The 17,872-nt window shown below is 35.5% G+C and carries 26 protein-coding genes; 24 read left to right on the forward strand and 2 right to left on the reverse strand.

Annotated features, from left to right (window positions below; translation table 11 throughout):
- Positions 1-9 precede the first annotated feature (9 nt).
- The 15 genes from GKG41_RS13110 (at position 10) to GKG41_RS13175 (ending at position 11,490) form a co-directional block, all read left to right on the forward strand.
- Positions 10-534, forward strand: a complete 525-nt coding sequence (locus GKG41_RS13110) for a siphovirus Gp157 family protein (RefSeq protein ID WP_154259304.1) — start codon at positions 10-12, stop codon at positions 532-534.
- A gap of 118 nt (positions 535-652) precedes the next feature.
- On the forward strand, positions 653-916 hold the full coding sequence (locus GKG41_RS13115; protein WP_154259306.1) for a hypothetical protein: 264 nt from the start codon (positions 653-655) through the stop codon (positions 914-916).
- Between the two features lie 90 nt (positions 917-1,006).
- Positions 1,007-1,795: a site-specific DNA-methyltransferase gene (locus GKG41_RS13120; protein WP_154259309.1), complete on the forward strand. Its 789-nt coding sequence runs from the start codon at positions 1,007-1,009 to the stop codon at positions 1,793-1,795.
- Entirely contained in the window at positions 1,792-2,160 is a 369-nt protein-coding gene (locus tag GKG41_RS13125) for a hypothetical protein (RefSeq protein WP_154259311.1), read from the forward strand. The genes GKG41_RS13120 and GKG41_RS13125 overlap by 4 nt, the downstream gene beginning before the upstream one ends.
- A gap of 39 nt (positions 2,161-2,199) precedes the next feature.
- Positions 2,200-2,490, forward strand: coding sequence for a hypothetical protein (locus GKG41_RS13130; protein ID WP_154259313.1), 291 nt, complete (start codon positions 2,200-2,202; stop codon positions 2,488-2,490).
- Positions 2,491-2,801: 311 nt separating this feature from the next.
- On the forward strand, positions 2,802-3,086 hold the full coding sequence (locus GKG41_RS13135; RefSeq protein WP_154259315.1) for a hypothetical protein: 285 nt from the start codon (positions 2,802-2,804) through the stop codon (positions 3,084-3,086).
- Between the two features lie 70 nt (positions 3,087-3,156).
- Positions 3,157-3,387, forward strand: a complete 231-nt coding sequence (locus GKG41_RS13140; protein WP_154259317.1) for a hypothetical protein — start codon at positions 3,157-3,159, stop codon at positions 3,385-3,387.
- 208 nt (positions 3,388-3,595) lie between these two features.
- Positions 3,596-4,771, forward strand: a complete 1,176-nt coding sequence (locus GKG41_RS13145; RefSeq protein ID WP_154259319.1) for a hypothetical protein — start codon at positions 3,596-3,598, stop codon at positions 4,769-4,771.
- Positions 4,772-4,913: 142 nt separating this feature from the next.
- On the forward strand, positions 4,914-5,246 hold the full coding sequence (locus GKG41_RS13150) for an HNH endonuclease (protein WP_173015545.1): 333 nt from the start codon (positions 4,914-4,916) through the stop codon (positions 5,244-5,246).
- Positions 5,236-6,093, forward strand: coding sequence for a BRCT domain-containing protein (locus GKG41_RS13155; protein WP_154259321.1), 858 nt, complete (start codon positions 5,236-5,238; stop codon positions 6,091-6,093). The genes GKG41_RS13150 and GKG41_RS13155 overlap by 11 nt, the downstream gene beginning before the upstream one ends.
- Before the next feature lie 446 nt (positions 6,094-6,539).
- Positions 6,540-6,902: a hypothetical protein gene (locus GKG41_RS13160; RefSeq protein ID WP_194167089.1), complete on the forward strand. Its 363-nt coding sequence runs from the start codon at positions 6,540-6,542 to the stop codon at positions 6,900-6,902.
- 1 nt (position 6,903) lies between these two features.
- Positions 6,904-7,458, forward strand: a complete 555-nt coding sequence (locus tag GKG41_RS13165; RefSeq protein WP_173015544.1) for a hypothetical protein — start codon at positions 6,904-6,906, stop codon at positions 7,456-7,458.
- Entirely contained in the window at positions 7,451-8,014 is a 564-nt protein-coding gene (locus GKG41_RS13170) for a hypothetical protein (RefSeq protein ID WP_154259325.1), read from the forward strand. Before GKG41_RS13165 ends, GKG41_RS13170 begins: the two co-directional genes overlap by 8 nt.
- Positions 8,015-8,029: 15 nt before the next feature.
- Positions 8,030-8,179: a hypothetical protein gene (locus tag GKG41_RS23185; RefSeq protein ID WP_173015543.1), complete on the forward strand. Its 150-nt coding sequence runs from the start codon at positions 8,030-8,032 to the stop codon at positions 8,177-8,179.
- 17 nt (positions 8,180-8,196) lie between these two features.
- Positions 8,197-11,490, forward strand: a complete 3,294-nt coding sequence (locus GKG41_RS13175) for a hypothetical protein (RefSeq protein ID WP_154259327.1) — start codon at positions 8,197-8,199, stop codon at positions 11,488-11,490.
- Between the two features lie 10 nt (positions 11,491-11,500).
- Here GKG41_RS13175 and GKG41_RS13180 read toward each other — a convergent pair whose 3' ends face one another.
- Together GKG41_RS13180 and GKG41_RS13185 are read right to left on the reverse strand one after the other, a co-directional pair.
- Positions 11,501-12,454, reverse strand: coding sequence for a DNA ligase (locus GKG41_RS13180; protein WP_154259329.1), 954 nt, complete (start codon positions 12,452-12,454; stop codon positions 11,501-11,503).
- Positions 12,451-13,221, reverse strand: coding sequence for a Ku protein (locus tag GKG41_RS13185; RefSeq protein ID WP_154259345.1), 771 nt, complete (start codon positions 13,219-13,221; stop codon positions 12,451-12,453). The genes GKG41_RS13180 and GKG41_RS13185 overlap by 4 nt, the downstream gene beginning before the upstream one ends.
- A 77-nt stretch (positions 13,222-13,298) precedes the next feature.
- Here GKG41_RS13185 and GKG41_RS13190 point away from each other — a divergent pair, with 77 nt between their 5' ends.
- From GKG41_RS13190 to GKG41_RS13230, 9 genes are all read left to right on the forward strand, one after another.
- Positions 13,299-13,811: a deoxyuridine 5'-triphosphate nucleotidohydrolase gene (locus GKG41_RS13190; protein WP_154259348.1), complete on the forward strand. Its 513-nt coding sequence runs from the start codon at positions 13,299-13,301 to the stop codon at positions 13,809-13,811.
- A gap of 1 nt (position 13,812) precedes the next feature.
- Positions 13,813-13,983, forward strand: a complete 171-nt coding sequence (locus GKG41_RS13195) for a hypothetical protein (RefSeq protein ID WP_154259350.1) — start codon at positions 13,813-13,815, stop codon at positions 13,981-13,983.
- Between the two features lie 308 nt (positions 13,984-14,291).
- Positions 14,292-14,543: a hypothetical protein gene (locus tag GKG41_RS13200; protein ID WP_154259352.1), complete on the forward strand. Its 252-nt coding sequence runs from the start codon at positions 14,292-14,294 to the stop codon at positions 14,541-14,543.
- Between the two features lie 47 nt (positions 14,544-14,590).
- Positions 14,591-14,854, forward strand: coding sequence for a DUF6275 family protein (locus tag GKG41_RS13205; RefSeq protein ID WP_154259354.1), 264 nt, complete (start codon positions 14,591-14,593; stop codon positions 14,852-14,854).
- A gap of 69 nt (positions 14,855-14,923) precedes the next feature.
- Positions 14,924-15,820, forward strand: coding sequence for a phosphoadenosine phosphosulfate reductase family protein (locus GKG41_RS13210; protein ID WP_347563296.1), 897 nt, complete (start codon positions 14,924-14,926; stop codon positions 15,818-15,820).
- A 158-nt stretch (positions 15,821-15,978) separates the two neighbouring features.
- Positions 15,979-16,548 carry a 3D domain-containing protein gene (locus GKG41_RS13215; RefSeq protein WP_154259356.1) on the forward strand — a complete coding sequence of 190 codons (570 nt, stop codon included), beginning with the start codon at positions 15,979-15,981 and terminating at the stop codon, positions 16,546-16,548.
- An 8-nt stretch (positions 16,549-16,556) separates the two neighbouring features.
- Positions 16,557-16,805, forward strand: a complete 249-nt coding sequence (locus tag GKG41_RS13220) for an HPr family phosphocarrier protein (RefSeq protein WP_194167090.1) — start codon at positions 16,557-16,559, stop codon at positions 16,803-16,805.
- Positions 16,802-17,629, forward strand: coding sequence for a thymidylate synthase (locus GKG41_RS13225; protein WP_347563297.1), 828 nt, complete (start codon positions 16,802-16,804; stop codon positions 17,627-17,629). Before GKG41_RS13220 ends, GKG41_RS13225 begins: the two co-directional genes overlap by 4 nt.
- Positions 17,630-17,634: 5 nt before the next feature.
- The gene (locus tag GKG41_RS13230; RefSeq protein ID WP_347563298.1) at positions 17,635-17,844 is read left to right on the forward strand and encodes an excisionase; all 210 of its coding nucleotides are present in this window, start codon (positions 17,635-17,637) and stop codon (positions 17,842-17,844) included.
- Positions 17,845-17,872: the final 28 nt, after the last annotated feature.

The raw sequence follows: 17,872 nt of genomic DNA on the forward strand, positions 1-17,872 counted from the left end.
GGATAATGAATGAGTGCTTTATATGAATTAACAGGACAGTTCTTGGAACTTATGGATATGTTACAAGATGAAGAATGCGATGAACAGTGCATTATGGACACTTTAGAATCAATCGAATTTGAAATTGAAGATAAGGCAGATGGATATGCAAAGATTATCAAGTCTCTTGAATCTAATGTAGAAGGATTATCTAAGGAAGCAGATAGACTTACAGCAAGAAAGAAGACTTATGAGAACCGTATTAAGTGGTTAAAGCAGAATCTTGAAATGTGCATGAGAGCAACTGGTAAGAGAAAGTTTACAACTGATTTATTCTCATTTGGTATTCAGAAGAATGGTGGTAAGAGAAAGTTAGTTATTGATGTGGATGTAGAAAACGTACCTGAACAGTACAGAATTAAGCAGCCAGACGCAATTGACGGTGATTCAATTAGAGAATATCTGAAAGAGAATGGTCTTGAAGGTCAGGATGGTTCACTTAACTGTGATTTTGCTCACTTAGAACCACAGGGAGAAAGTTTGAGAATTAGATAAAAATTTACAGTCTATATATGGTGGCATACATACAAAACAACCACTATATATAGATAAAAATGAGCCGATTTTGCCAATAAAATAGGACTTTCATGGTGGTTTTAGAAAGGAGGATATTTTGAGAGTTGTAGAATTGATAAAACAGTTAGAAAAACTTGGGTATAATGACAAAACGCAAATATATTTTGGGTTTCTTAATAAAGACGAAGGTGAATTCTACGAAGCAGAAATTGTTATGGTTGATGATGAAGATAGAGATTGTGGCGATGATTGTATTGCTGTAACGCTTGATAACCCTGATGATTATATAAAGAGTAAAGTTCAATCTTTAAACCAAGAATTAAGAGAAGAATTAATCGAGGTTATAAATAAATATTGTTAGAACGCTCGTTTTATGGCAGAAAAATTATAAATAAGAAGGAGGAAATGAGGTTTGTGCGCACAAGAAATCATGATTTACTCCTTATAGAGATTGGAAGAAAACTTAATTAGAGACAATGGGATATACAATTATGATGCGTTAGATTTTCTTCACGCATTATACGAAGATTATGGTGATGAGAGCATCGATATGTTTCTTTGTGACTTTCCTTATACATTCAAAGGGAAGAATAGAGTAACAGCAAATAAGTGGGATTTACCGATTGATGATAAGGAATTCTTTGATATTGCTATGAAGATGCTTGTTCCTGATGGTTGTATAGCATTAACAGCAAGTCAGCCATTTACAAGTTATTTGGTAATGAATCATTTGGATTACTTTAAGTATGAATGGATTTGGGAAAAGGATAATGGTAGTAATTTTGCAAGCGTAAATCACCAGCCATTTAAAGTGCATGAATCTGTATTGATATTTGGGAAAGCACCAACTACATATAACAAAGCTGAAAGATATATGAAATACAATCCACAGTTTACAGCCGGTAAGCCTTATAAGATGAAGAGAAGTGGAATGACCGAGAATTTGGCTACTTCATCCAATTATGAAAGAACAGATGGAGAATATGAAGGTAGAAGGTATCCAAGAAGTGTTGTCAAATTCAATTTAGAGAAAGGTCTTCATCCTACACAGAAGCCTACTAAGTTATTTGAACATCTTATTAGGACTTACACTGATGAAGGTGGACGAGTTGTTGATGTGTGTTGTGGTAGTGGCACAACTGCTAATGCTGCACAGAATACAGGAAGAATTTATATTGTTAATGATTTGGATTTAAAGTATGTAGAAACTACAGAAAATCGAATAAGGAGTAATCAATGAGTATAGTAAAGAATTATTACGTTATAGCAGGATATGATTTGACTGAGTTTAAAACGGATAAATTCAAGGATTGGAAATGGACAGATGAAGGAGAAAAATATACTTGTAAACAAGTAAAAGATGAAATTCAATTATTTGATGATCCAATGAATAATAGTCACTTATATCTTGGGTATGTCTTAGCCTGTGGAGACGAATATGAATTTGAAACAACAAAGATTGATATTGGTACTGATATAAATTATGTATTAAAATATGTGTCCGAAACTTTACGTGAATTACAAGAAATTGGTGTAATATCAAAAGATTATGAGCACAAGGATAAACCAAAATATCAGATTATTATATTTGAAGAATGTACATAGATTCACGGTTCTATTCGGAGAAAGGATGGAGAATTAACAATGCATGTGTATTTAATTATTTCAAGAGACAATAAAGAAGCATATGTATTTTCTAATTTAAAGAAAGCAAAAGAAAAATGTGAAGATATTGATGGAATTGCTTACGAATGGATTCAATTATGGTGCAGACCTATAATATATGATAGTAAAGTTGAGTCAGAAGATGTTGTGTTTGACGATTCAGCTTTGCCATGGGAAATGTTGAAATTAGCACATGAACAAGGTAATTGGAATACAAGAGCAAAATATCGAGATGACGCATTTAATATAGAAATAAATCATAGAAGATAGTTTTATATTGCAGATTGAATCGCAATTCAATAGATAATTAACTTATGAGAATGAATATATATTGTGGTTTTATGAGAGATACCATAATTAAAAAGAAAGTTCATATAAAGAGCAATATGTTCATATATTCTGGCTGCTTAGAATGTAGAGGAACAGGAATTTTTGATTGTGGTATTCCAGAAATGAAAGGAACATGTATTCAGTGTAAAGGAACAGGAATACAGTATTTTGGAATGATGTGAAAACGTATGTTTCTTGGGAGTTAGATTCGGAGAATGGAAACTAATTATGATTAAGGAAAGGAGATACTCGTGGAAAATGAAGATAACAGATATGGATTTATGTTTGATTTTGTAGATGGTGGTTGGAACATTATTATGTTTGATGGCAATGAAAATTATCATGCCTATTACACATCTGATGAGAACGATTTTGATAAATCAGTACAACACTTGGAAGACTATGTGGTCGATTTGAAAAATATTTATAAGTACAGTATACCTACATATGATGAATTCTACGAAAAAATGGAAGACATATTTTTGTTGAAAAATAAACCTATAGAAGTATTTACTGATTATTTATCTGCATATTGAAATTTGCAACCAATAAAGTTGAACTTTAGCAATAAAGAAGCATTTCTCTTGAAAAAAGAAGGAGCAATAAATGACTTGTATTATAGGCTATTTAGATAAGAAAAATAAATGTACATGGATTGGGTGTGATAGTCTTGGTAGTAATGGATATACAAAAGCAGTTGAATCGCAACCCAAAATATTTAGAAATAAAGTTTTTGAAAATGTAATAATGGGTTCTACCTCAACATTTAGACATATTGATTTACTTAAATATTCAAAAGAATTGTTTGATGAAATTGATAAATATAAAACAAGATGATTATAGAGAATAAGAAATATGTTATAGCAACAAAATCTTTTCCGTTAGAGTTTGATGACGGATCTGGTAATGCAGTGAACGATTTTAATGAAGCTTATCTTGGAACATATGATGAGATGAAAACTCAGTTAGGTTATTTTGACGAACCTGATAAGTTTCAAATTTTAGAAGTGAAAGCCACGTATGAATTTTAGGCAGGAGGAATTAATTGGACGAAATACAAAGAATAAAAGAACTGACAGAACAGTTAAATACATACAGAGACGTATATTATAATGATTCAAAATCGCCGGTCTCTGATTATGAATACGATAGTCTTATCGATGAACTTCAGGCGCTAGAAAACGAAACAGGATTCATTCTAAATAACAGTCCGACACAATCTGTAGGATATGAAGTCAAATCTAAACTTCAAAAAGTCAAACATTCCCATCCCATGTTATCCCTTGATAAAACTAAATCAATAGATGAAGTTATCTCTTTCCTAAATCGAAGAGTTGGCATTGCTATGTTAAAAATGGATGGATTGACAACCGGAATTTCGTATTCTGGTGGCAAGTTAGTTTCAGCAGAGACTAGAGGTGATGGAATCGTTGGCGAGGATGTATTACATAATGCCAAAACTATTATAAATCTACCACAACAGATTGTTACTCAGGAGATTAAAGTTGATGGAGAGGTTATTATAACCAGAGCAGATTTTGAGAAAATTAACACTACTATTATTAATAAAGACGATAAGTACAAAAATCCCCGCAACCTAGCGAGCGGTTCCATCAGACAACTTGATAGTAGTGTGGCAGCGAGTAGAAATTTAAAGTTTATTGCATGGAAATGTATAAAGGGTATTGGTGGAAATAGTTTCTTCAATAGACTTTATAGAATGCAGGAATTGGGATTTGAAGTGGTTCCGCACAGGGCTATCCCAGCTGATGTAACGAGAGTAGATTTGGAGAATATTATTGAAGAATTAAAATCTGAAGCAGAAGATAAAGGCTTTCCAATTGACGGTATTGTCTTCGGCTTTGACGATGTGTCTTATGGTGAATCATTAGGAGCTACTGGGCATCACCTCCGTTCACAAATTGCCTACAAATTTTATGATGAAGAGGCTGTCACTATCTTGCGTGATATAGAATGGAGCATGGGCAAATCGGGAATTTTGACACCAGTTGCAATTTTTGATTCGGTTGATCTGGATGAAACCGAGGTAAGCCGGGCGTCTCTCCACAACGTTAGCATTATGAAAGACGTATTGGGACACCCATATAAAGGACAAGAAATTATAGTATGTAAATTTAATATGATAATCCCTGGCGTGATAATGGCAAAAAACGAGGAAGGAGAATGGATTAGTAATAAAAGAAATTTGGAAAAGAATTAATGAAGCACCAGATTACGAAGTAAGTAATCTTGGAAGAATAGCTTCAAATAAATATAAGAACAGGCGAATATTAAAACAGAGAAAAGGAAAACATGGGTATTTGCAAATTGGACTATGCTGTGAAAATGAAAGAAGATATTTTTTGGTTCATAGATTAGTATTATCAACATTTTACCCAATATACAATACGGAACAATATGAAGTAAACCATAAAGATGAAAATAAGACTAATAATAATTTGGAAAATTTAGAATGGATGACGCCAAAAGAAAATCGTAATTATGGAACAAGAAACGAGAGATTATCAAAAACTCAAGGTCTTAAAGTAAAATGTGTTGAAAAAGATATAGTTTACGATAGCTTTCATGATGCATCAAAAATTAATAGTATAGACGTATCTGGTATATGTATGTGTTGTACTGGATATAGAAATAGAAAAACAGCGGGAGGTTATCATTGGGAATATGTTAAATAATAATAAAATTGAATACTTAGAACTTCCAAAGCAGTGTCCAGTATGCGGAGCGACTACAGCCGTTATTAAGGATAACGATACGCAAGTGCTTACTTGCACGAATGAAATGTGTCAAGGTAAGTTGCTTGGCCGAGTATCGCACTTCGTATCTAAGAAGGGGATGGATATCGAAGGACTTTCCGAAGCAACATTAGAGAAATTTATCAACCTTGGATGGATTAAGTGTCTATTTGATGTTTACAATCTCGGTTGTCATTATGGCGAACTTATTAATATGGAAGGTTTCGGGACTCGTTCTGTAGAAAAACTTGACAAAAGTATCAAAAAGAGTAAGGAAGTAGAACTGAAAAATTTTATTACAGCCCTAAGTATTCCTAATATTGGAACATCACAGTCCAAGGAATTAGCAAAGACATTTTCCACATGGGATGATTTTGAGGCAGCGGGATTTGGAAATTATGATTTCGCTAGATTAGATGGTTTTGGGGATGTATTAAATAAGAATATCCACCAGTGGTTCCATACAATGTGGAATGAGGACAGAGTAGGACAGTTGGTAAGGAATCTGCATATTACGAATACTGTAATAGGAGAACAATCTATCAACAGTGCAATAACTGGTAAAGTATTTGTTATTACTGGGTCAGTTGAACACTTTAAAAATCGCAAGGAAATACAGGAGATTATTGAGTCTAAAGGCGGCAAAGTAATTGGAAGTGTATCTTCTAAAACGGATTTTCTTATTAACAATGATACGACATCCGGTTCTTCTAAGAATAAAAAGGCAAAAGAATTGGGAGTTCCGATTATCTCAGAGCAAGATTTTATAAGAAAGATTAAAGAATAATGTATGTAATGGAAAAGGAGTAAACCTTTCTTTCATTGGAGTTTGGAGGTGATATAAATAGACGGTTATCAAATAATTGGTATAGACATGCATAATTCGGAAAATCCATCAGATAAAGACTATTCTGTCGTTGTTTGCATGTGCGGCAACTGTAGATACGTAATTGCTAGTAGAAAATATAAACCTGAGATTAATGAAGTCGATGTTCCATTTTTTATTAAATGCCCTAAGTGTGGAGCAAGGTTCAAAAATCACATATGGAATGAAGAAATACAAAAATAAGAAATGCAATGAAAGAGTAGTTTCAAAGGATAAGAAGAAGGGAGTGATTTGACATACTAATAGCTATAGACCCAGGCTCTGCAGAAACAGCATATGTTATATTAGACGATCATTATAAAATATACGGATTTGATAAAGTTCAAAACGAAGTACTACTTGAGAAATTGAGAAAAGAAACTTATGACGAATTTGTTATTGAAAATATAGCATCATATGGTATGGGTGTTGGAAGAGAGGTGTTTGACACTTGCATTTGGATAGGACGCTTCTGGGAGGTTGCCAATGCAAAAGTGAAAGATTTTATATATCGCAAGGACGAGAAAATCAACCTATGCGGAAGTATGAAGGCTAAAGACTCCAATATTCGAATAGCTCTTATTGATCGCTTTGCTAAATTTGACTTCAAGAATGGGAAAGGAAATAAGAAGAACCCGGATGTGTTTTATGGATTTAAGGCCGATATATGGGCGGCGATGGCCGTTGGGGTTACATATTTAGATATGAAGGCTCAACATGAGGAGAATTAAGATGCATATAGTATACTGCATAATAGGAAGAAGTTGTTCTGGTAAGAGTGCAATCTGTAAAGGAGCTGCTGAAGAGTTAAAATTAAAAGTGCTTCAATCTTATACCACTAGGAGCAAACGAAATGGTGAAACTGAGGAGGAATCTGATCACATATTTATCAAAGCTGAAGAGGTGGATGCTCTCCGCCAAGATATGGTTGCTTATACTGAAAGGTGTGGATATTGCTCATTCACTACCCGTCAACAATTAATGGAATCAGATATATGTATCATAAATCCATCCGGATATTATGAACTAAAGCTTAAAACTAAAGACATGGATATTATGTTAGTTCCTATCTACATCACCGTTCCTTATAGGACTGCAATTAAGAGAGCTAAGAAACGTGGAGGCTTTGAATCCTGGAAAGAAAATTATGACAAAGAGAATAATGAGTTTGGAAGCTTTGAAAAGTCTAATATTATTGAGTATCGGATTTTGAATGATAATGACTTGGAGGAGGCAGTAGGTAAGTTAGTAAGAATAATTAATAAAGTGCGAGGTGAAAATGCTTAAAGGAGTTAAAACGATTTTTTTTGATTTTGATGGTTGCATTGCAAACACTATAGAAGCAATCGTTTCCTTGTATAATGAGGATTTTGTCGCTTATAAAAAATTTCAGCCTATAAAATGGTGGGATATAAATACATGGGATTTCAAAGAATGCATGTGTGCGAGCAGAGAATATATAAATACATACTTTAATCAGCCTAGATTCTTTAATAGACTTGAATTTATGCCAAATGCAAAAGAGGCTATTGAGGAAATTAAAGGTTTTTATGATATAAAAATTATTACACATGGATTCAAGCCGAATTTACGCCTGAAAAAACAGTGGATAGAAAATAATCTTCCAGGTATAGAAATGATTGGTGTAAATCTTAAAAAATATAAAGATAAATCGCATATTGATATGTCAGATGGATTTTTCTTAGACGACAGCTCCGGAAATATAAGAACAAGCAACGCTAAGTATAAAGCAGTCTTTGGAGATATTTACTCTTGGAATGAGGACTGGGCTGGTAAAAGATTATGTAACTGGGAAGATGTTAGAAGAGAATTGTTGGGTTAGAAAGGGAGCAAAATATTGAAAAAGTTATCTGATAAAGAGAGAAAGATACTTATAGAGCTAATTAGTAATGAGCAGATTCATATGATTATAAAAGACCATAGCAAATATGGGTCTGATAATTACAGGGCTTTAGAAAAACTGAAAGTAAAAATTAAGGATATGTAATTAGAATGGAGGCATAAATGACAGTTCAAGAGTGGCTGGGGGAGGAAAATACCCTGGGAATAGATATATGGGAGAAGAAATACAGAAATAATAATGAAAGCTTTGATGAATGGCTTTTAAGAGTTTCAGGAGGGGATAAAGATATTGAAAAACTGATAGTCGAGAAGAAATTTTTATTTGGTGGAAGAATTCTCTCGAACAGAAATGCGTTAGACCCATTACGAATTTATAAAAGAGATCTGATGCATGGAGCAGATGTAAATACATGCTTAGAAAAGGCATATTCAGATAATAAATATCCAAAGACGACATATAGTAATTGTTATGTGATATCACCTCCAGAGGATTCTATTGAGTCGATTTTCGACTGTGCAACCAAATTAGCCAGAACATATAGTTATGGAGGCGGATGCGGAATTGACATTAGTAAACTAGCTCCAAGAGGGTCAATAGTAAGAAATTCTGCAAAAACGACAACGGGATCTGTGAGCTTTATGGATTTATACTCATTAATAACAGGACTCATCTGTCAACAGGGACGACGCGGAGCATTGATGATTTCCTTATCCTGTGAACATCCGGATTTAGAAGAGTTTATCAATATTAAATCCGATCTTGAGAGAGTTACCAAGGCAAATATTTCTATTCGTATAACTGATAAGTTTATGGTGGCAGTAAAAAATAGACAACCATTTACGTTAAGTTTTACAAGAGAAGCTACAGGAGAGACTATCACAAAAGAGATAGATGCATACGAATTCTTTCACAAAATATGTGTTGCCAATTGGGATTATGCTGAACCGGGGATGCTTTTCTGGGATAGAATAGAAAACTGGAATTTACTTAGTTGTGATGATGCTTTTCATTATTCTGGAACAAATCCATGCTTTTCAGGGAAAATGAGACTTTTAACAACAGTAGGATATAAAACATTTGAAGAGTTATGCGGAACAGAACCTTTTATTTATAATGTAAATGGAAATATTGTTAAGAGTAAAGTATGGTGTTCAGGGTCAAAAAAAACTGTAAAAATAAAATTGGCAAAAGACGAAATTATTTGTACACCAGACCATAGATTTATGACTATTGACGGCGAAGAGTGTATGGCTAAAGATTTAAAAGGAAAGTATATTATGCCATATACAAAATCAAATAAATCATTTGATGAATTTTTTGTTAAATGCGGTTTTATACAAGGGGATGGGCAATTAAAAAGACTTGATAGTAAAGATCATGGAGGGATTGAAGTTAATATTGGTAAGAAAGACACTGATATTTATGACTTATTTGCTAATGAAAAATTTACAATCAAATCAGAAAGATCTATATATTTAGATGGATATAAAAAAGAGTTACTGAGATTAGGCTTTTCCAAAACCAATCTACCGGATAGAGAATTTCCTGATACATATGATTCTTGGACGCATAATCAGAAGGCTAGTTTTTTACATGGATGTTATTCCGCCAATGGTTCAGTGATTAAAAACGGAAGAGTTTTATATAAAACCACTTGTAAGAAATTTGCTGAAAAACTATCACAGACATTATTTGAGGATTTTGATATTCATGGAGTTTATATTACAACAAACAAACCTAGAAAGATAAAATTTCCAAATGGAGAATATGAATGTAGAGAAAGTTATGATGTAAATATTGGCCAATATAAAGACATTACTAAGTTTATCGCTGAAATCAATTTTTATCAACAGTACAAGAGGGAACAACTTGAAATAATGATGAAAAATAGGCCCTCCTATGTTTATAATGTAGAACCATATGAAGAAATTAAGGTGTATGACTTTATTGAACCTGAGAGACATTGGGGAATTGTAGAAGGTTATGTGGTACATAATTGCGCCGAAGAACCTCTTCCGGCAGGTGGCAGTTGTTTATTAGGTAGCATAAATTTATCCGAATTTGTAACACCAAATAAAACTTTTGATTTCGAAGATTTTAGAAGTACAGTATCTATAGCCATAAAAGGATTGAATGGTGTTCTCGATGAGGGGTTGCCACTACATCCATTGCAAGAGCAAAGGGATTCTGTAAGAGATTGGCGTCAAGTGGGTCTAGGAATTATGGGTTTAGCTGATTGTCTGATAAAGATGGGAATAAGATATGGAAGCTCAGAGGCCTTACATACCTGTGATATGATAGGTCATGCTATGGCGGATGAAGCAATAAAAACTTCAGCACTATTGGCTAAAGAGTATGGACCATATCCAATGTATAATCCAATAGCCATAGAACAATCTGCTTATTTTACTAAAAATGCTTTAGGGTATACGAAAGAATTAGTAAAAAAATATGGACTACACAATTCTCAATTACTAACTATAGCACCAACAGGGAGTACGGGGTCTATGCTTGGTATTTCTGGCGGGATAGAACCTATATTTGCCAACTATTATACCAGAAAAACAGAGTCTCTTCATGGATGCGATAAATACTATAAAGTATATACGCCCATTGTACAAAGATATATGAGTGAGCACGGCTTAAAAGACGATACTGAATTGCCAAAATATTTTATAACGGCACAACATTTAAATTATAAAGAAAGAATCGATACGCAGGCAATTTGGCAGAAACACATTGATGCATCAATAAGTTCCACAGTCAATGTACCAAATTCATTTACTATAGAGGAAGTAGAAGCTCTATATATGAGAGCCTGGGAGAAAGGTCTAAAAGGTGTAACTATTTACCGTGATGGGTGTAAAAGAGGAGGTATTTTGACCACGGATAAAAATACTCAAGAGGATAATACATCAAATCAGCTTGAGCGTGGGATGATTATCAAAGCAGATGATAATTGTATAGGTAAGAAGAGGACAATTATAACTGGATGTGGAACCTTACATTGCGAAGCTTTCTTCGATCCAGATACAGGTGAATTGCTGGAGACATATTTTAGCAAAGGCTCGACAGGCGGATGCCATAATTTCATGATCGGTCTTTCCCGGATGATATCCCTGGCTGCAAGAGGGGGGATTGATGTATATTCAATAGTCGATCAGCTCCAAAGTAGCGGGACGTGTCCGTCGTATGCTGTAAGAAAGGCTACGAAGCATGATACAAGTAAAGGAAGCAGCTGTCCGGTAGCAATAGGGAATGCATTAATAGCTATGTATAAAGAAATGAAAAATGATATCGGTGATGATGATGAATCGTTAAAAACTGAAAATAAGCCAGTAAAAATCAAAGAAAACAAATCAAATAAACCTAAGTGTCCTGAATGCGGAGAAGAACTTTTTTTTGAAGGCGGCTGCAATATATGCAAATCATGCGGCTGGAGTAAATGCGATTAAGGCCAACGCGTTAAGCATCGGCCTCAGAAGTTATTTGACATTCTATGGGTGATTTATCATCTCGAATGGCCTTGAGTACAGGCTGGCGGAAATTGCCATTATCAGTAGGCATTGATTCAACTATACATACCAGCCTGGGTTCTAACCATGTGGCGGCACCGTTTCCTTCTGGCACATATCCGAAAGGAGAATCATCCACTATCAGGTATGGATGCTCGTTCAGTTTGCGCAGGGATACGCCTAGTGTTACATGACCTCTATATTTTAGGATATTTCCGTCATACTGACCTAATACCAGGCTTGTCATGTCATTATATTTTTGTATATATCCGCAGATTACATAGTCTCCAGAGGTGTATACCTTAGACTTAATCCATTCTTTTGTGCGCTTTCCAAACCAGTACAGGCTATCTTTCTTTTTAGCAACAATTCCTTCTAGCCCCCGCTCCTGGGCAAGTTCGAAAAATTTTACACCGTTACGCTCTACATAGCGGGATAATCCAAAGTAATTATTTTCTGCCACTACACTCTTTAACATCTCTTTACGCTCCATCAAGGGGAGCTTAGTGACGTTTCGAAATTCCTTTTGAATGATATCGTACGCCACAAAACAAGCGGGATATTGTTGGGCTGCCAGACGGATTTTAAAAGGAGATGTCAGCATAACCCGACGTTGGATTTCGTAAAAGTCAGTCACGCCGTTTTTTAATACAAATAATTCTCCATCTAATATGCACCTGCAGGATACATGTTTGTGTATCTCGGCCAGTTCCGGGACGCACGGAAGGAGCTGCTTATTACGCTTATTATGCAAATCCGTTCCATTTTTATCCAGATAGGCAATGCATCGGATTCCATCAAGCTTCAATTCATAAATATAATCGTCAGAATCAAAGGGATCACGTTCTTCACCTATCAGCATTGGATGAATCCCTTTTGTTAGAAATAAATCTTCTGTTATCATGCTGTTCCCGAAATCTTAGTCTCAAGAGTTTTTTGAACTGCATCCATAAAATTGATGATATTTGATGGCCCACTATTATCTGCGGAAACAATTTGCTTTCCTTCGATTTTCTTTTCAATAGCATCCTTAAGCCTTTCTTGGTATTCGTCGTGATATGCTGAGATATCAAACGGCTTAATCATTGTCTTAAACAATGTCTTGGTCATCTCTAGTTGTTGCTTATCTATAGTTGGTTTAATCGATGTTACCGGAATAGATTGTATCTCTTCCTGATAATACAGTATTTTTGCCAATAATCCGTTTTTTGTAGGATACAGCACAACTAACTCTTCATTAACATTAATCACAGTTTTAGCAATAGCGACTATTTTTAAATTTAATAATGCCTGACGTATAAGTTCTACGGACTGCTCTGCCCCTGGTTCCGGAACCACATAATAGTTACGATCAAAGTATATCTGGTCTATATCTGACATTTTAGCGCAGCCTTCCAAATGTAGGGTTTTATCTTTCTTGGTTTTAATCATTTCTATTTCATCGTTAGTAATCGTTACGTATCTACCCTTTTGGAATTCGTATCCCTTAACAATATCATCATTAGTCACTTCCTTATTGCAGGAAGGACAGTATTTTTTATATTTAATTCGTTCATGAGTATCTTTACACAATTGATTAAAATTTACGCTAATATCTCTAGTGGTTTTATAGAGTCCAACTGGGACATATAGAAATCCATATGATATAGCGGACTTGTGTGCAACTGCCATTCTAATCACCTCTTTTGGTAATTAGTATCCGCAACAATTTCATTTTATATTATGGAAAAGAAAGGAATAATTAAAATATGAAGAGAATCGCAAAATTTCACAAAGTAAGTTGGGATAGATTTTTAGAAGATTGGAAAGATGTATTTCCCGACTCCTCCACAGAAGATATAAGAGAAATATATGATAATTTGAAACTACCAAAACGCGCAACTAAGGGTTCTGCCGGGTATGACTTCTTTGCCCCTAATCATATCATTTTAAGTCCCGGTCAAACAATAAAAATCCCCACGGGAATTCGTGTTGAGATGGAGCCCGAATGGGTGCTGAAATGTTATCCTAGGAGCGGACTGGGTTTTAAATATCGCCTCCAGCTGAATAATACTGTTGGGATAATTGACAGCGATTACTTTTACTCAGAAAATGAAGGGCACATATTTGCAAAAATGACGAATGACAGCAATGAGGCCAAGATGTTGAGGATTAATCCGGGCGAAGGATTCATGCAAGGAATCTTCGTGGAATATGGGATCACAGTCGATGATGCTACTGATAGAGTTCGGAATGGCGGGTTTGGGAGCACAGGAGTTTAAAATGAAATATGAATATGAGAATGATAGACAGGAGTTATTTGAGTCACAATTAAAGACATGTCCGGAGTGCGGCAGTTACATGACTGAGGAGGAAGAAGACTATGGACTGAACAACTACTATAAAGACAAATGGTATGAGTGTCCAAGATGTGGATATTGTTTAGAGCGTTAGGTATATTCAACTATGATTTGAGAAAGAGTTTTTTGCTTTGGATATAAAGATGCGGATTAAGAGGAAGGATTTAAGTGAAAAATTGTTATAAATGTCCTAATAAATATAAAATTACACACACATACAGACATGGAATGATTGGTGAAATAACCATGTGTAGGCTTTATGATAAACAATTATATTATTATGGAAATGATGTACCAAAACCGGATTTTAAACATAATTGTTTCGGTGAAAGGAATTACTAGTTTAGGATTTAGCGGCCGACATAAATGTCGGGAACAAATTAAGATTTAAGGAGGTAAGAGATGGCAAAGTATAAAGTGGAAATCAAAGGAAATACGATAACAAAAACTCTCACTTTTATGGGGAAAGAATTTACTGAGATTTGGGTAGAGGATGGGACATGCTGCTCTTCTTGCATTGAAGAAGAGGTAATGGCAGCATTTCCTGACCTTTTGGATGAGCACGTAAAAACAATTGAACAATTAACTTGCATGGATGAAGATGAGGTTTTAGAGGCGATTGTAGATTTAACATATTACGAACAAGGTCAGTAACTTAGGATTTAGCGGTCGGCTGCTGAGTGCCGGAGAAAGCAGGAAATATGGGAAGTCAGAAATTTTTAAACATCTGCAAAGCTAAAGTGGTTGATTACTATAATGAGCATTGTGAGAAAACAGATGTAGTAGATATTGCTGTCAATGATGTGTATGTGGTTTGGTACTGTAAGACGTTGCAGAATCATAAGGCATTATTATCAACGACTGCACCGGACGGTATGTACTATGAAATGACTTTTAACGGGGATAGGAACGAGCTGTACATGGACGCATATAAAAAATGGCAGAATATCTGCTTTGAAATGTAAATTAAGATTTGAGCAAATAAGAAAGGAGGCGGAAGCCCCGGCCGGGAAAGATGCATCGGCTTCCTTTCAATGATGGATTTAGAGCAGAAGTCAATAAAAAGAATCAAACTGGCGTCAGAAATGAGTCTGCAGCACTACGGGAAACCGCTGGTATGCACATATAGCGGCGGGAAGGACAGTGATGTGATGCTGGAGCTGTTCAAGCGGTCTGGAGTGCCATTTGAGGTGCATAATAGCCATACTACTGTTGATGCGCCACCGACAGTGTATCACATACGTAAGAGGTTCGGGGAACTGGAGGATATGGGAATTAAGGCAGCTATTGAAATGCCTAAGTACAAGGGAAAGCGGGTTAGTATGTGGACACTTATACCCCAAAAAGGAATGCCCCCTTCCAGGCTTATGCGATATTGCTGTCAGATATTAAAAGAAACAGGGTGTGCTAATAGATTTATTGGAACGGGAGTCCGCTGGGATGAAAGCACTGCCAGAACGGAGAGACAAGCCTATGAGACGATTAGCAAGGTAAAAGCAGATAAAATTACAGCTACGGATGAAATCATGCTCATGAATGATAATTTAGAAAAACGTAAAATGACCGAACACTGTATGCAGAAAAACAAAATGGTAGTAAATCCTATAATTGATTGGGAGCACCGTGATATATGGGAGTATATCCGGTCAGAAAGAATAGAATATAATCCTCTGTATGATCATGGATATTCACGGGTAGGGTGTATTGGTTGCCCTATGGCTTCCAAAGGGCGATGGAAACAATTTGCTGACTTCCCGACATATCAAAGGGCATATATACGGGCATTTGATAAAATGTTGGAATATCTTCAAGTAAATTGTAAAAAGAATCCGCCAAGATGGAAAAATGGTTATGAAGTATTCCTCTGGTGGATGGAAGATAAAAATATAGAGGGACAGATGGACCTGATAGAGGATGGGTTTATTCAATAAAACTGAAATTTTGCAAAGGAGAGACATGGAGCAGATATTAAAAACATGTTGGTAGTTTGTAATGGCAGTGGAGAAATCTTAATGGGTAAAGGAATTAGGGAAAGAACGATTAGGAGGATAAAGAAATTAGGAATCACAAAAGAATAATTGGAATTATCTTGGCAGCACTTGCCATTAATACGAGTACTATATATGCAGCTGAAACAACAAATAATGTGAAATACGTTACAGCAAAAAACGGCCTTAATATAAGAAGTGCACCGGACATAGAAGCTGAAAAGTTAACTGCTGTACCGTTCGGAACGGAGATTGAGATAATAGAATCAACAGACGATAGTGAATGGGTTGAGGTGACTTACCAAGAGGGAAAGGCTTATGTGTATGGCAAGTATTTAGGAGACAAAAAGCCAGATGTAACTGAAACATCGAATACGGCTCTGAACTATCTAGGAAAGTTTAAGATTACATATTACTGTAACTGCAGAAAATGTTGTGGAAAATGGGCTGGAGGAGCGACAAAAAGTGGGACAATGCCTACCGCTGGCAGAACAATAGCAGTCGATCCGCGTGTCATACCTTTAGACAGCCAGGTCATTATAGACGGTGTGACATATGTAGCCGAAGACACTGGGAGCGCTATTAAAGGGAATAAAATTGATATATACGTTTCCAGTCACCAGCAAGCACTAGAACTGGGAACCAAGAAATCGGATGTATACATAAAATAGGAGGACATATGGGAATTAATATTAAATTGCCTGAGATAGAAGACTTAAATTGCTTTATGAAAGTTTGCAATATATATGAGGAAGACATAGATGTTAAGCAGAAACGTGCGGTAATTGACGGCAAATCGTATCTTGGGCTTTTAAGTTTAGATTTATCCCAGCCGATAACCGTGGTGATACATACTGAAAGAACATCGGTTAGAGATATGTTCTATAAAACACTGGAAAAGTGGAAAGTAAAGGAGGGAGCACAGTGACTAAAGCCGATAGATATATGAAAGAAACAATTCGACGAATTTTGGATGAGGGTTACTGGGATAAAGATCCTAGACCTCAATATGCTGATGGGACTCCAGCGCATACAATATCAATTAATCATGTCTTACATTCTTATGACTTATCTAAAAACGAATTCCCTATCACAACCTTACGTCCAATTAAAATCAAAAAAGCAATAAACGAAATTCTTTGGATTTATCAGTGGCAAAGCAATTCTCTTGAGATTTTAGAAGATATATTAGATATAAAATGGTGGAGGCCATGGGAGAGCAAAGATATACCAGGCACTATCGGCCAAAGGTACGGTGCAACTGTCAAGAGGCATAATTTGTTGGAACGATTGTTGGATGACATTAAAAATAATCCTTATGGCAGGAGGCACATAATGTCTCTTTGGCAAAATACAGACTTTGAAATGACTGATGGACTTATGCCTTGCTGCTTCCTGACTATCTGGAATGTACGCGGCGAATATTTGGATATGTGCTTAATTCAGCGTTCCAGCGACTGGCTGACCGCCGGGAATATTAACCAGATACAGTATGTAGCGCTTCAGATGATGGTAGCAAAGCATTGTGGCTATAAACCAGGGGTATTTACTCATTTTATGACAAATGTTCAGATATATGATAGGCATGTCGAACAAGCTGAGGAAATGTTAAAAAGAAAATCTCAAGACGTAGAACCTGTTTTTGCTTTAGATACTACGAAGGATAATTTCTATGAGTTTACATATGAGGATTTCATATTGACTGATTATAATCCAACTCAGCCGCAATTGAAATTTGAGTTGGGAATTTAGAGGAGGTGTTTAATATAGGGAAAATAGAAATTCCAGTATGGGAAAAAGTTAATCTAACATTAGAAGAAGCTGCAGCTCTATTCAACATAGGAGTTAATAAGCTGGACAATTTAACTAGAGACCCCAGTTGCAATTTTGTTATCTGGAAAGGAACTCATCGACTGATTAAGCGCAAGCAATTTGAGGAGTTTAACGACAAACTTCAGGCACTTTAATTGAATACGGAGCCTTCTTATGGTATAT

The sequence above is a fragment of the Lactonifactor sp. BIOML-A5 genome, from assembly GCF_009677585.1.
GTDB lineage: Bacteria > Bacillota > Clostridia > Lachnospirales > Lachnospiraceae > Lactonifactor.